Origin of the sequence: Paucilactobacillus nenjiangensis, from assembly GCF_005405445.1 — a bacterium.
Classification (GTDB): domain Bacteria; phylum Bacillota; class Bacilli; order Lactobacillales; family Lactobacillaceae; genus Paucilactobacillus; species Paucilactobacillus nenjiangensis.
The window spans coordinates 14,140-27,195 of record NZ_BJEB01000025.1; the positions used below are offsets into that span (position 1 = coordinate 14,140).

Annotated in this window: 18 protein-coding genes and 1 other annotated feature; of the genes, 2 read left to right on the forward strand and 16 right to left on the reverse strand. The window is 38.8% G+C overall.

The features are described 5' to 3' along the window. Positions 1 to 12 precede the first annotated feature (12 nt). The 16 genes from FFM59_RS05050 to rplU all read right to left on the reverse strand — a co-directional run bounded on the left by FFM59_RS05050 (position 13) and on the right by rplU (position 11,887). Positions 13 to 642 (reverse strand): ABC transporter permease, encoded by a 630-nt coding sequence (locus FFM59_RS05050; RefSeq protein ID WP_137601965.1) that lies wholly within the window; start codon positions 640 to 642, stop codon positions 13 to 15. Further along, entirely contained in the window at positions 635 to 1,813 is a 1,179-nt protein-coding gene (locus tag FFM59_RS05055) for a betaine/proline/choline family ABC transporter ATP-binding protein (RefSeq protein WP_137601966.1), read from the reverse strand. The genes FFM59_RS05050 and FFM59_RS05055 overlap by 8 nt, the downstream gene beginning before the upstream one ends. A 43-nt stretch (positions 1,814 to 1,856) precedes the next feature. Then, entirely contained in the window at positions 1,857 to 3,533 is a 1,677-nt protein-coding gene (gene recN / locus FFM59_RS05060; protein ID WP_137601967.1) for a DNA repair protein RecN, read from the reverse strand. 19 nt (positions 3,534 to 3,552) lie between these two features. Further along, complete coding sequence (locus tag FFM59_RS05065) at positions 3,553 to 4,008, reverse strand: arginine repressor (protein WP_137601968.1); 456 nt, start codon at positions 4,006 to 4,008, stop codon at positions 3,553 to 3,555. Between the two features lie 2 nt (positions 4,009 to 4,010). Further along, complete coding sequence (locus FFM59_RS05070; RefSeq protein WP_137601969.1) at positions 4,011 to 4,844, reverse strand: TlyA family RNA methyltransferase; 834 nt, start codon at positions 4,842 to 4,844, stop codon at positions 4,011 to 4,013. Between the two features lie 11 nt (positions 4,845 to 4,855). Continuing rightward, positions 4,856 to 5,743, reverse strand: a complete 888-nt coding sequence (locus tag FFM59_RS05075; RefSeq protein ID WP_137601980.1) for a polyprenyl synthetase family protein — start codon at positions 5,741 to 5,743, stop codon at positions 4,856 to 4,858. 5 nt (positions 5,744 to 5,748) lie between these two features. After that, positions 5,749 to 5,979, reverse strand: a complete 231-nt coding sequence (locus tag FFM59_RS05080; RefSeq protein WP_137601970.1) for an exodeoxyribonuclease VII small subunit — start codon at positions 5,977 to 5,979, stop codon at positions 5,749 to 5,751. A 3-nt stretch (positions 5,980 to 5,982) separates the two neighbouring features. Beyond that, entirely contained in the window at positions 5,983 to 7,323 is a 1,341-nt protein-coding gene (xseA, locus tag FFM59_RS05085; RefSeq protein WP_137601971.1) for an exodeoxyribonuclease VII large subunit, read from the reverse strand. Next, positions 7,313 to 8,176, reverse strand: a complete 864-nt coding sequence (locus FFM59_RS05090; RefSeq protein ID WP_137601972.1) for a bifunctional 5,10-methylenetetrahydrofolate dehydrogenase/5,10-methenyltetrahydrofolate cyclohydrolase — start codon at positions 8,174 to 8,176, stop codon at positions 7,313 to 7,315. The genes xseA and FFM59_RS05090 overlap by 11 nt, the downstream gene beginning before the upstream one ends. 114 nt (positions 8,177 to 8,290) lie before the next feature. Next, the gene (gene nusB / locus FFM59_RS05095; RefSeq protein WP_137601973.1) at positions 8,291 to 8,701 is read right to left on the reverse strand and encodes a transcription antitermination factor NusB; all 411 of its coding nucleotides are present in this window, start codon (positions 8,699 to 8,701) and stop codon (positions 8,291 to 8,293) included. After that, entirely contained in the window at positions 8,701 to 9,132 is a 432-nt protein-coding gene (locus FFM59_RS05100; RefSeq protein ID WP_137601974.1) for an Asp23/Gls24 family envelope stress response protein, read from the reverse strand. The genes nusB and FFM59_RS05100 overlap by 1 nt, the downstream gene beginning before the upstream one ends. A 32-nt stretch (positions 9,133 to 9,164) precedes the next feature. After that, complete coding sequence (gene efp / locus FFM59_RS05105) at positions 9,165 to 9,725, reverse strand: elongation factor P (protein WP_137601975.1); 561 nt, start codon at positions 9,723 to 9,725, stop codon at positions 9,165 to 9,167. A gap of 68 nt (positions 9,726 to 9,793) precedes the next feature. Beyond that, positions 9,794 to 10,861: a M24 family metallopeptidase gene (locus FFM59_RS05110; RefSeq protein ID WP_137601976.1), complete on the reverse strand. Its 1,068-nt coding sequence runs from the start codon at positions 10,859 to 10,861 to the stop codon at positions 9,794 to 9,796. Positions 10,862 to 10,934: 73 nt separating this feature from the next. Further along, a complete protein-coding gene (rpmA, locus tag FFM59_RS05115; protein WP_057890644.1) occupies positions 10,935 to 11,216 on the reverse strand; it encodes a 50S ribosomal protein L27 in 282 nt (93 codons plus the stop codon). 18 nt (positions 11,217 to 11,234) lie between these two features. Then, the gene (locus FFM59_RS05120) at positions 11,235 to 11,564 is read right to left on the reverse strand and encodes a ribosomal-processing cysteine protease Prp (RefSeq protein WP_137601977.1); all 330 of its coding nucleotides are present in this window, start codon (positions 11,562 to 11,564) and stop codon (positions 11,235 to 11,237) included. 14 nt (positions 11,565 to 11,578) lie between these two features. Further along, positions 11,579 to 11,887: a 50S ribosomal protein L21 gene (gene rplU / locus FFM59_RS05125; protein WP_137601978.1), complete on the reverse strand. Its 309-nt coding sequence runs from the start codon at positions 11,885 to 11,887 to the stop codon at positions 11,579 to 11,581. A gap of 13 nt (positions 11,888 to 11,900) precedes the next feature. Next, positions 11,901 to 11,974, reverse strand: a sequence feature (ribosomal protein L21 leader region). A 199-nt stretch (positions 11,975 to 12,173) separates the two neighbouring features. Here rplU and FFM59_RS05130 point away from each other — a divergent pair. Continuing rightward, positions 12,174 to 12,362 carry a hypothetical protein gene (locus tag FFM59_RS05130; protein WP_137601979.1) on the forward strand — a complete coding sequence of 63 codons (189 nt, stop codon included), beginning with the start codon at positions 12,174 to 12,176 and terminating at the stop codon, positions 12,360 to 12,362. Positions 12,363 to 12,432: 70 nt separating this feature from the next. Next, a complete protein-coding gene (locus FFM59_RS05135) occupies positions 12,433 to 12,951 on the forward strand; it encodes an Ltp family lipoprotein (protein WP_170175939.1) in 519 nt (172 codons plus the stop codon). Positions 12,952 to 13,056 lie beyond the last annotated feature (105 nt).

Here is a 13,056-nt window from a genome sequence, read left to right on the forward strand (position 1 = left end):
GTTACGACCCTCCTACGCTCTGATTGATTTCGGAGTTAACAAATACTCAATTTTGCCGAGTATATAATCCGTAATCAATGCCAAAATAATAACAGGAATCGAACCACCTAAAATTAGGTCACTACGATAAAGATTTAACCCATTAAAAATGAAATCACCAAGTCCACCTGCACCAATGTATGAAGCAAGCGTAGCCCATGCAATCACAAAAGTAGCTGACAATCTAATTCCAGACATAATAACTGGAGCGGCAAGTTTCAACTCCACTTGCATAATCGATTGCATATTACTCATGCCAATTCCTTTAGCCGCATCTAAGACACTTGGATCTACATTATTTAACCCAATATACGTATTGCGTAAAATTGGCAATAATGAGTAAATAAACAACGCTACAATTGCAGGAAAACTACCAATCCCAAAAATTGGAATCATCAAGGCTAATAGCGCCATTGATGGAATGGTTTGAAGGACACTGGCTAATCCGATAACAAAACCAGCAAGCTTTTTCGCCCGTGTTAATCCGACTGCGACTGGTACAGCAACAATAATCCCTAATCCTAACGACACAAACGATAAATAGATATGTTGCCAAATTTTAACTAGTAACTCGGCTCCATTGGTTTGAAAGAAACTAATCATCCACGTTCGCCTCCTTGTTTCCAATTTGAGTCTGATCATTCGCATCCTCATCTTGGCTCCAAAGAGCGTTATAAACCATATCAACTAAAGTAGCGCGGGTAACAATTCCAACAAGTTGATACTCTTTGTTAACAACTGGGACGTTTTTATATCCCATTTTTAAAATCCGGTTCACCGTATCACGAACAACTGAATTTTCGAATACATAAAATACCTTATCATCCATAATGTCGCCAACCGTTTTGCCAGAATTAAATTCATCATTCAAGGTTTCAATATCTACCACCCCGCGCAGTACGCGATTAGCATCGGTGACCAGCAAAGTATCAACTCGGCTTTTGTGCATGGTTTCTAGAGCGGTTGGTAGTGATTGATCTTGCGTAATATAGATTGGTGACTTCAACATGATTTGTCCAACTGGCGTGACACTTGGACGTGCTTGAATCAAACGTTCTTCACCAATCAAGTTGGTTACAAATTCATTGGCTGGATGTTTGAGAATATTTTCTGGTGAATCAATCTGCATGACATCACCGGCATCCATAATGACCACTTTGGTAGCAAGTCGAAGGGCTTCATCCATATCATGAGTGACGAAAATGAAAGTTTTACCCAAGCGTTGTTGCAAATCTTGAACTAAATCTTGTAATGATTCACGCGTAATTGGATCAAGTGCTCCGAATGGTTCATCCATCAAAATAATATCTTGATCCGCTGCAAATGCACGCACCACGCCAATTCTTTGTTGCTGGCCACCTGATAATTCGGATGGATAACGATCTAAAAATTCTTCGGGTAATTGGGCTAATTTGATCAGTTCAATTGCCTTAGCATCTCGTTTTTCCTGTGACCATTTCAACAATTTAGGCACTAACGTAATATTTTCACGAATTGTCATATGGGGCATCAGGCCTATGTTTTGAATAACGTAACCTAATTTACGGCGTAATTTAACTGGATCTAACTTGCTAGTATCCTCACCATTAATCAGCACTGTACCAGAGGTTGGCATCAGCATCCGATTGATCATTCTTAGTACCGTGGTTTTACCTGAGCCTGACGTTCCAATAAAGCAGACAAATTCACCTGCTTCTATGTGAAGGGTGACGTCATTGACGGCCACCTTATGTCCAGGATATTCTTTACGTAAATGTTCGAGTGAAAGTAGCATATAAATCCTCCTATGAAAACTCATCGTATCAACGGTGGTTAAATTATTTGGCCATGTTCAATAACTCCTTAGCATGTTCGACGGTCAGTTGTGTGACCTCAGCGCCAGCCAGCATACGGGCAAGTTCATCAACCCTAGATTTTTCATCAAGTTCATCAACTGATGTAATCGTTCGGTCATCATGAACTGCCTTAGAAATCAATAAATGATGTTGCGCCATTGCCGCAACCTGCGGCAAATGGGTAATACAAAGTACTTGAGACTGATCAGCGATGACCCTAATTTTTTCTGCAATCGCTTGCGCAACTCGCCCGCTCACACCTGTATCAACTTCATCAAAGATAATACTGGTTACTCCTTGTGAACGTGCAAAAATAGTTTTCAACGCTAACATCACACGGGACAATTCTCCACCAGAAGCAATTTTTGCCAACGGTCCCATTTCTTCCCCAGGATTGGTTTGAATGTAAAATTCAACTTGATCAATCCCACTGGGATAAAATGTGTTTGGTTGATGATCCATGAATTTAATTTCAAAAACTGCTTTATCCATGTACAAATCATCTAATTGCTTCTTGATTTCTTTTTCTATTGTCTTCGCGGCTTTTTGACGATTCTTACTTAATTGTCCACCTAGCTTGGTTAATTTGGCAATTAATTTATCGAGTTGGGTTTCAAGTTCATCCCCTGTGACGTTATTTTCAGTCATTGAATCTAACTCAGTGGAAATCTTATCATAGTACGCTAAAATCTCTGTTACCGAGCCGCCATACTTACGTTCTAGGTCAGCAATTAAATTTAACCGTTGTTCGATTTCGTTCAAACGGCCCTCGTCAAATGATAAGTTATCTAATTGTCGACTCGCTTCATTGGCTGCATCTTGTAAATTAAAATAAGCCTCTGAAACACTTTCATTAAGCTTAGCATACTCATCATCAAATGTACTGATTTCTTCTAATGATTCCATTGAAGCAGCAATTGCATCTAATGAAGAACCATTCTCATCGCCAGATAACGCCCCTTGAACAATTTGCAAGGCGTTATTGATTTGTTGAAAATGGTTGAGTCGTTCTTGTTCAGTTTGTAAATCTACATCTTCGTTTTCAATCAAATCAGCATTTTTAATTTCATTAACTTGAAACTCCAACATATCTAAACGTTGTGCCCATTGTTGTTGGTTAGCTTGCTTTTGATTAATTTTTCGTTGGGTCGATTGATATAATTCATATGTTTCTTGATATTGACTTAATAAATTATCATCTTTATTGGCAAATTCATCTAGCAAACCTAAATGTTGTTCTGGTTGCATTAATAGTTGATGATCATTTTGGCCTTCAATGTCAACTAAACGTGAGCCAATCCGTTTTAAAGATGTTGTATTCATTAAAGTCCCATTAACTCGAATGACATTACGGCCATTGCGGTTAATTTCTCTTTGAACAACTAAAATGCGATCAGGAGCTTCAACCCCTAATTCATTTAAGACGTCATCTAATTCGATTTGACTCGCTACTTTAAACTGGCCTTGAATTTTTAAGGTATTGGTTCCCTTACGAATTAATTCTTGAGATCCTCGGCCACCTACTAGTAATCCAACTGCATCAATAATAATTGATTTACCAGCTCCAGTTTCACCAGTAAGAACAGTCATTTGGTCACTAAAATTTAATGAGAGATGGTCGATTATTGCTAAATTATCAATTGTTAATTCTTGAAGCATACGACTACTCCTTTCAACTCTAGTCAGCTAATAAATTAGTCATTTTGTTCATAAATTCATGGGTGGCTGCTTTAGTCTTACAAATTGATAGGACTGTCGCATCGTCCCCAATGGTCGCAAAGAGACTCTCATCATTCGTTTGAGAAATCAGAGTAGCTAGTGCTGGACCATTACCCGGATGCACATTGATTACAACCATATTGTCTTGGGCATTCATTGAAATAAACGCATCTCTTAATGTTCTGCGCATTTTCTTTTCGCTATCCATCTGTTTCTTTGGTGGGAAACTATAGTGATAACCGCCACCCGCAGTTGGAACTTTGACTAATTGCATTTCTTTAATATCACGTGAAATGGTAGCTTGCGTGACTTCAATATGTTTTTGAGCCAATAATCGCACAAAATCGTCTTGTCTTTCAATATTAGTGTTATTAATCAATTGACGTAAATGTGATTGCCTTTCAACTTTTCGCATAATTATTCTCCAGAGTTTTTATTTTTGTCCAAATTTTGATACGCTGCTGCGATGACGTCATCTATTGATACGTTATCCTGAATTATCCCAGGTTGATCAGATAATTTCAAATGCATTAAGAACTCAATGTTTCCTTGACCACCTTTAATCGGTGAATAATCAAGGTGCATTACATCATAAGAATTATTAATGGCTAATTGAGTCACCTTTTCGAGAACCTCATGATGGACTTTTTCGTCATGCACAATTCCATGTTTACCAACTTTATTCTTGCCAGCTTCAAATTGAGGCTTTACCAGTGCAACCACTTCTCCACCTGGAATCAATATCGTGGCTAAGTTCGGTAAGATTAAATCCAAGGAAATAAACGACACATCGATACAAGAAAATTGAGGTTGTCCGTCCGTAAAATCGGCGAGTTTGCTGTACCGGAAATTGGTTTGTTCCATTACGACTACGCGCGGATCATCACGTAATTGCCAAACAAGTTGATTAGTCCCAACATCGAGTGCATAACTCGTTTTAGCACCATTTTGCAAGACCACATCAGTAAAACCGCCTGTTGATGATCCAATGTCTAGCACAATCTTGTCAGCAACTGAGATATTAAACACCTCTAGTGCCTTGGCTAATTTCAACCCACCCCGGCTTACATAGGGCATTTTATTACCTTTCATGTGAAGCGTAGTTGTGGTTGGAATCTTTTCGCCTGGCTTATCTAATCGCTCATTGTTATGGCCCAAAATTTCACCCGCCATCACTGCCCGCTTAGCCTGTTCTCTTGAATCAAATAGTCCTTGTTCAACTAGTAAAATATCAACTCGTTGTTTTTCCATTAATTTAACCCCTATATCTTAAAGTACGCTAAAAAGTCATCAAAATCCGTTTTTTTAATTGGTGAAATTGCAGAAAGTTTTTCTAAATCAGCTTTAGCATCCTTAATCACCGCAGATAACTTGTCTTTGGTACCGTCAATCCCAAATAATCCAGGATATGTATTTTTTTCTTCAACCGCATCTTTATGCACTGCTTTACCCATTTGTTCAGTAGTACTAGTTTGATCCATCAAATCATCATAGATTTGAAAGGCGAGTCCATAGTGTCGTCCAAACGAAAGTAGTAATGCTTGTTGCTCAGCTGTTGCACCGGCCATAATGCCACCGGCTTGCGTTGCATATTCAATCAAAGCGCCAGTTTTCTTCAGATGTAAATTTTGTAATTCCGGATAGGTTAATTGGCTTCCTTCATTTGAAATATCAATTACTTGACCAGCCACCATGCCTGCAGGCCCTGCATAATGCGACAGTTGTAAAGTTAAATTGCGAGTCACTTGATCATTAAGTGGATTATCAACTAACCATTGAAATGCCAAGGTCAAAAGCCCATCACCAGCTAAAATTGCGATTGCATCCCCAAACTTTTTGTGATTGGTAGGCATACCACGACGCAAATCGTCATTGTCCATCGCTGGTAAGTCATCATGAATCAATGAATACGTGTGAAGTAACTCTAGTGCACTCGCTGCTTTTAGATACTTTTCTAAGTCGAAATTATCGCGTTGAAGTGCTTGAATGACTCGCAGTGTTAGTGCTGGACGTAGCCGCTTGCCGCCAGCAGCCACCGAGTATTGCATGGCCGAATGTAAAAGGGTTTGGTCAGTATCAGCTTCAATACTACGACTCAAAAAGTCGTCAATCGTCTGTTGCAATTCATCAATTGTTGTTAATTCAAACATCATGATTACTCTTCCTTAGGATCAGCATCAAAATTGATTTCTTGATTATTATCGTCCATTAATTTAGTAAGTGTTTTTTCAGCGTTATCAAGTGTGTCTTGGAGTTGCTTGCTTAATTTAACCCCATCTTGGAATTGGGTTAGCGCCTTCTCCAATGGAACATCCCCTTGTTCCAATTGACTCACAATTGCTTGTAATTTTTCGAGTTGTTCTTCAAAGCTTACTTTTTCAGTCATTTCCTACTCCTTATTGATTTCTTTGATTTCTGCCGAAGCAGATCCGTCTTCAAAATTCATTTTAATTGTCTGATTTGGTGTTAATTGAGTGACTGACTTTACGACTTCTTTATCCAAAGTTACGTATGAATATCCACGACTCATAATTTTTAATGGGCTTAAATTATCCAATTGTGCAATTAGCTTGGCTGTTGATTGTCGTTGATTATTAATAATTGTGCGACTTGCTTGATTAATCCGAACCTCTAAGTTTGCTAATTGTTGCTGTTGATTGGCAATTGATTGTTGGATATTTCGACCAGACAAACGATTCGTGAGTAAATCAACTTTTTGTTGCCAATTTTGCTCATAACCATCTTTGAGTTGTTCCAGGCGATTTTTGGCTAAATCAACATTTTGAATATAGCGTTCATATAATCTAGTGGGTTGCGTGAAAATGTAACTTTCTCGCACCTTAGCCACTTTTTGTTGGTCAATTTTAATCGTTTGATTCATTGCTTGAAAAAGTCGTTGTCGATACTGATTAATTTTAAGAAGTTCGTCATTTAAAACTGGTACCGCGAGCTCTGCCGCCGCAGTTGGCGTGGCTGCTCGAACATCCGCTACCAAATCAGCAATCGTCGTATCTGTTTCATGACCAACTGAGGAAATAACCGGTAATTGACTGTCGACAATCGCACGAGCAACTATTTCCTCATTAAATGGCCATAAGTCCTCAATAGAGCCACCGCCACGACCAATAATCAAAGTATCAAAGTTACCAATTTCATTAGCGTGTTCAATCTGTTTGACGATATCAGCTGCCGCTTTATCCCCTTGTACTAGTGCTGGAAATAAAACGATTTGTGCAATTGGGAAACGACGCTGGACCGTTGTGATAATATCTCGAATAACAGCTCCACTTTGACTAGTAACAACCGCGATTCTCTTTGGAAACATTGGTAGCCGTTTCTTTGGTAAATCGAATAACCCTTCATCAGTCAACTTTTTCTTTAATTGTTCGTACGCTTGATATAAGGCACCAATACCGTCTGGTTGCATGCTATCAACATAAATCTGGTAACTACCACTAGCTTCATACAGGCTAATCCGACCAGTTACAAGGACTTTCATTCCTTCTTCAGGGGTAAACTTAACTTTTTCAAATGCACTCTTAAACATGATTGCACTGATTTTAGCGTGATCATCCTTGAGACTGAAGTATTGATGAGCATTGGGACGTAATCTAAAGTTAGATAGTTCACCAGTTAAATAGATGCGACCCAAATAAGGATCGACATCAAATTTACGCTTAATATATTTAGTTAGGGCAGTCACAGTAAGATACTGATCACTATTTTCCATTATTAAGACTCCATTGAGTTAATTCAACTGTTTGTTGCATCAAAGTCGCAATCGTCATGGGCCCAACTCCACCCGGCACTGGGGTAATGGCACCGGCAACCTGGCTGGCAGTTTCAAAATCAACATCTCCAGTCAATTTACCGTCTGCGCCACGATTGATTCCAACATCAATGACCGTTGCTCCCGGTTTGATATCTTGTCCAGAAATCAGCGCTGGCATCCCCGTAGCAACAACCAAAATATCGGCTGTTTTCGCCAGTGCCTTGAGATTTTGCGTAAACCGTCCTGCTAACGTGACGGTCGCATTTTGGTTAATCATTAAAGCAGCGACTGGTCGGCCCACGAGTACGCTCCGGCCAATGACTACAACGTTTTTACCGGCTAATGTAATATCATATTGTTTGAGCAACGTCATAATTCCCTTAGGCGTACATGCCACTGGATAATTACCCGGTTGGCGTCCATATAATTTTCCTAAATTAGTTGGGTTAAAACCGTCCACATCTTTACTAGGTAAAATTGAATTTGTCACAGTGGTGGCATCGATGTGATCAGGTAATGGTGATTGTACCAAAATTGCATGGATTGACTGGTCTTGATTTAGCTTTTCAACTTCATTGATGACTTCATCTTGGCTGACAGTCTCTGGCAATTCGATTAGGACCGATTTCATCCCTAATTTTTCAGCTTTACGGTGTTTATTGCGTGTATATATTTGGCTCGCAGGATCTTCTCCTACAAGTATGACCGCGATTCCTGGCTGGATACCTTGTGCGGTTAACTTATCAGCTTGAATTTTAGTAGCATCATTTAGCGACGCTGCTGTGGTCTTACCATCTAAAATAATCGCCATAATTTAATCCCTCCAATAATGAATGTATGTATTCAATTTTATCATATTTAGGAGCTCATTTTTCTGTCAGATGTAAAAAAAGCCGAGATAGATTTAATCTATCTCAGCTTTTGATTATCCAACTTGTTTTTCAAAGCTACCTAAAACACCATTGATGAACTTCTTGGAAGAATCATCGCTGAATGCATCGGCGAGTTCCAATGCTTCGTTAATCACAACCGCATTCGGAACATCATCTACGTATTGCATTTCAAATAATGCAATTTGTAAAATAATCAAATCAGATTTAGCAATCCGACTGACTGTCCATTTGGCACTCAGTAAACTTTGGATTTGTTCATTTAAGGAATCCCGATGATTGTTGACACCTTCAACCAGTGTCACAAGATAGTCTGGAATATCCTTTTCGTGTTCAATAGCTAAAACTTCTTTATAAAGCTCAGCTATGTCCGCATCCTCATTTGCTAATTCAGCAAATAAGGTTTGAAATGCGCTCTTTCTTATTTGATGACGATTCATGCTCACTATTGTTCACCATTTTCATTTTCTGCAAAAATATCGTTGGGATCCACTTTTTGTTCTGATTTTTCAGGAACCATTCCTTCGATGTGAACATTGACTTCTTGAATTTTCAAATCCGTCATCAGTGATACTTGTTGTTTAACTTTGTCTTGGATTTCAAGCGCAGTCCGAGGAACTGGTACTCCATATTCAAGATAAACGTCAACATCTACCACAAGTTCATCTTCATCTCTTGATAATTTTACACCACGAGCATGATCTGGTCGGCCCAATAATTCAGTAACATTACTGGTGATTGAACCATGCATCTTTGAAACACCATCCACTTGGCTAGCCGCAATGCCAGCTACTGTTTCAAGTACACTTGGTGCAATTTCAATTGATCCTAGTGATTGGTCATCCTTGTTTAAAATTAGATTTGTTTCTTCAGCCATTTTAAACGCCTCCGATTAGTTTGTGAATTCGATTATGCGCGAGAAATATATGATGAATCAGTTGTATTAATAACTAATTCGTCGCCTTCGTTAACAAAGAATGGAACTTGAATTACAAGTCCAGTTTGCATTGTAGCAGGCTTTGAGCCACCTGAAGCAGTATCACCCTTGATTCCAGGTTCAGTAGCTGCCACTTTCAATGTAACAGTGTTAGGTAATTCAACACCTAAAGTTTCGTTACCAAATGAAGTAATACTTACTTCCATGTTTTCTTTCAAAAACTTCAATTCGTTTTGAATGTTTTCGGCAGGTAATTCAGTTTGTTCATAAGTATCTGTATCCATGAACACGTGATTGTCACCATCTGCATAAAGATATTGCATTTTTTTAGTTTCAATGTTTGCACGTTCCATTTTGGCTCCGGCACGGAAAGTTTTATCTTGCACTGCGCCAGTCCGAAGGTTCTTCAATTTTGAGCGAACGAATGCTCCACCCTTACCAGGTTTAACATGTTGGAATTCAATGATGCGCCAAATTGCGTCATCCACTTCAATTGTAAGACCATTTTTAAAATCTGCTGTTGAGATTGCCATTATTTGTTTCCTCCTAGATTACATATCAATTTATATTTTGCTATATTAAACGCAAAATTGCAACTAAATTACAAAATTAGCAGTTCTTTATTAGCAGTTGTTAGTACTTCGTGACCGTTTTCAGTGATTAAAATATCGTCTTCAATTCTCACTCCACCAAGATTTGGAAGATATATTCCAGGCTCGACGGTAATAATTTGATTAGACTTAAGTTTTAATGAACTGTTTGGTCCATAGCTTGCTGGTAATTCATGCACTGACATTCCGATACCATGTCCCATGCCATGATTAAATTGCTGTGAATACCCAGCTTGATCAATGATATTTCGACCGGCAGCATCAAGTTCTTGTCCATTGGCGCCGGCTTTAGCAGTTGTAATCACCGCCTGAGATGCTGCCAACACAACGCCATAAATCTCTTTAATCTGCTCACTAGCTTCTCCCATCACCACAGTTCGGGTGATATCGGACGTGTAGTTGTCCAAAAAGTAGCCGAAATCGAGTACGACGGAATCACCAGACTGGATAATTTTATCACTTGCAGTGGCGTGCGGTTTGGCCGCATTGATGCCACTAGCGACAATTGTATCAAAAGAAGACTTTTGAGCACCTTGCTGTTTCATCCAAGCATCGAGTAAATTAGCTACTTCCAATTCTGACATTCCTACGTGTATAGCTTGGGTCAGATATTCAAAACCGGCCGAACTTAATTCTGCGGAAGCAGTTAATCTCATAATTTCAGATGAACTTTTAACAAAACGTAAAGTCTCAATGACATCGTCCATTGCATCGATATCAGCATCCAACTGATCAACTAATGCGTCGTAAATACGTAAAGAAACCGTATCTTCAATTCCAATCGTTTCTAAACCCAATGCACCACACAATGTGTTCACAGCCCCAAAGTAATCACGGGTAATCCTTACTTTGACATCGCCTAAATTTGTTTCATTTAGAGCTTCTTCAAAGCGTGCATCAGTAATTATGTACGTTTCACTAGCTGTGACTAGAACACAACCATCACCTTGTGTTAAACCAAAATTGGTTAAATACTGCATATTAATTTCATCAGTAATTAAAAAAGCATCAATAAATAACTCTGGGAATAAATTTTTTAGTTGTTCAATCTGGTTCATCAGTTTCACCACCTATTTAACTCCACAAAAATATCCCAAAAGCCAAAACTTTTGGGATAGTAATCAACTTTAATTATTCAGCAACTGGGTAAACTGAAACTTTACGTTTGTCGCGACCCATGCGTTCGAATTTAACCACACCGTCAACCTTTGAGAAAAGTGTGTCGTCGTTTCCGCGACCAACATTTTCACCAGGATTGATATGTGTTCCACGTTGACGATAAAGGATTGAACCGGCTGTAACTGTTGAACCGTCTGCAGCTTTTGTACCAAGACGACGTCCAGCTGAGTCACGACCGTTGGCAGTAGAACCGCCCCCTTTATGATGTGAGAAGAATTGTAAATCCATAATCATAATCGTTCACCTCCAACTTTAAATTTTTGTAACTTCTTCAACGATGATATTGTCCGGATAAGACTGAGCTACATCACGAACTCCATTCATCAGAGTTTTTAACAAGATTTGACTATCATGGTCAATTGCCAACTTTTGAACTGATATGAATCCACCCTCTGAATCATCTGAGATGACTTGGGGATGCACATCAACAACATTTTCTAACCCATTAATGGTTGAAATGGTCAAAACTGAGATGGCCGCACAAACAATATCTTGTCCATAAGGCCCAGCTTCAGCATGTCCTGTTACTTGGAAACTCAAGATATTGTCTTGAGAATCTAATTCAAAATTTGCTTTAATCATTGTACTTACCTCGATTAAGCGTTGATGGCGTCAATAACAACCTTAGTATATGGTTGACGATGACCTTGCTTAGTATGTGAATGTTTCTTGGCTTTGTACTTGAAAGTAATAACTTTCTTTTCTTTGCCTTGCTTTTCAACAGTACCTGTAACGGTTGCGCCAGCAACTGTTGGTGTACCGATCTTAGCTGAGTCACCACCAACGAAGACAACTTCGTCAAAAGTAACTTTTTCACCAGCTTCAACGTTTAATTTTTCAACGAAGATAGCTTCTCCGGCTTCAACTTTATATTGTTTTCCACCTGTTACGATAATTGCGTACATATTGTGCACCTCCTTAATATCTTAGACTCGCCATACAAGTAGCTACTTAAAGCTTTGAAGACTTGTTGCGTGCGGTTGTAGTTGCGGTTCACAAATACAACTTGCTTATTATATCAGATTACATTTCTACGGTCAAACCGCAGAAGATAAACGAATACTTAATTAGTATACCACAATATGTAATTCAAAATATCACTAACCTTTTCAAAAAAAATTAATTAATTTAATGTAAAAGCGATTTTTTACCGTATCTATTAATTAGATACAAATTTAGGAGGATTTATTAATGTTTAATTATGTTTCATTTGCAAGAGTTGGTGCAATCACCATTCACCGGGTTGAAATGCAGGTTCAGATCCATGTTGACGGCGGCTGGACTCAATTTATTCACGCGGATTCGATTCCTGAAGCCACTCGTGCTTTTCAGGATACAGTTTTGATTGCAAGTCGCGTCAACAAACAGTTTGAAGAATAGCATTGTTGGAAGCAAATAATAAATGCCCAAATTCTGAATGGCACTAAAAGCTGCTTTTGGAGGAATCAATATGGAAACAAAGAATCAAAAAGCATGGTACAAAAAATGGTGGATTTGGCTAATTATTATTTTAGTCGTTGCTGCATTGTCCAATATGGGTAAAAAGTCAGATACAAGTTCAAAATCAGATACACCGGTCAGCACTGAATCAACAAAGGTTGCGACTTCATCAAAGGAAGATTCTGAAGAAAATACAGAATCGTCTTCTACGGATGACGTTCCAGCTGATTATAAATCTGCATTACGTAAAGCAGCCACTTATGCCAGAATGATGGACATGTCAAAAGCTGGAGTATATGATCAATTATCTTCTGATGCTGGCGAGGGATTTTCACCAGAAGCATCTCAATACGCAGTTGATAATTTAAAAAATGTCGGCTGGAACAAAAATGCGTTAACTAAGGCAAAAGATTACCAGGATAATATGGACATGTCTCCTGATGCAATTTCAGACCAATTAACCTCTAGTTATGGCGAACAATTTACCGCAGATGAAGCTGCATATGCAATTCAACATTTGAACGACTAGTTAAAAACTTCGTTGTTCTATCATTCCACAATCGAGTAGGAGGCAGTTGATTAGTTCAGCTACCGACCTCTCACACCACCGTACGTACGGTTCCGTATACGGCGG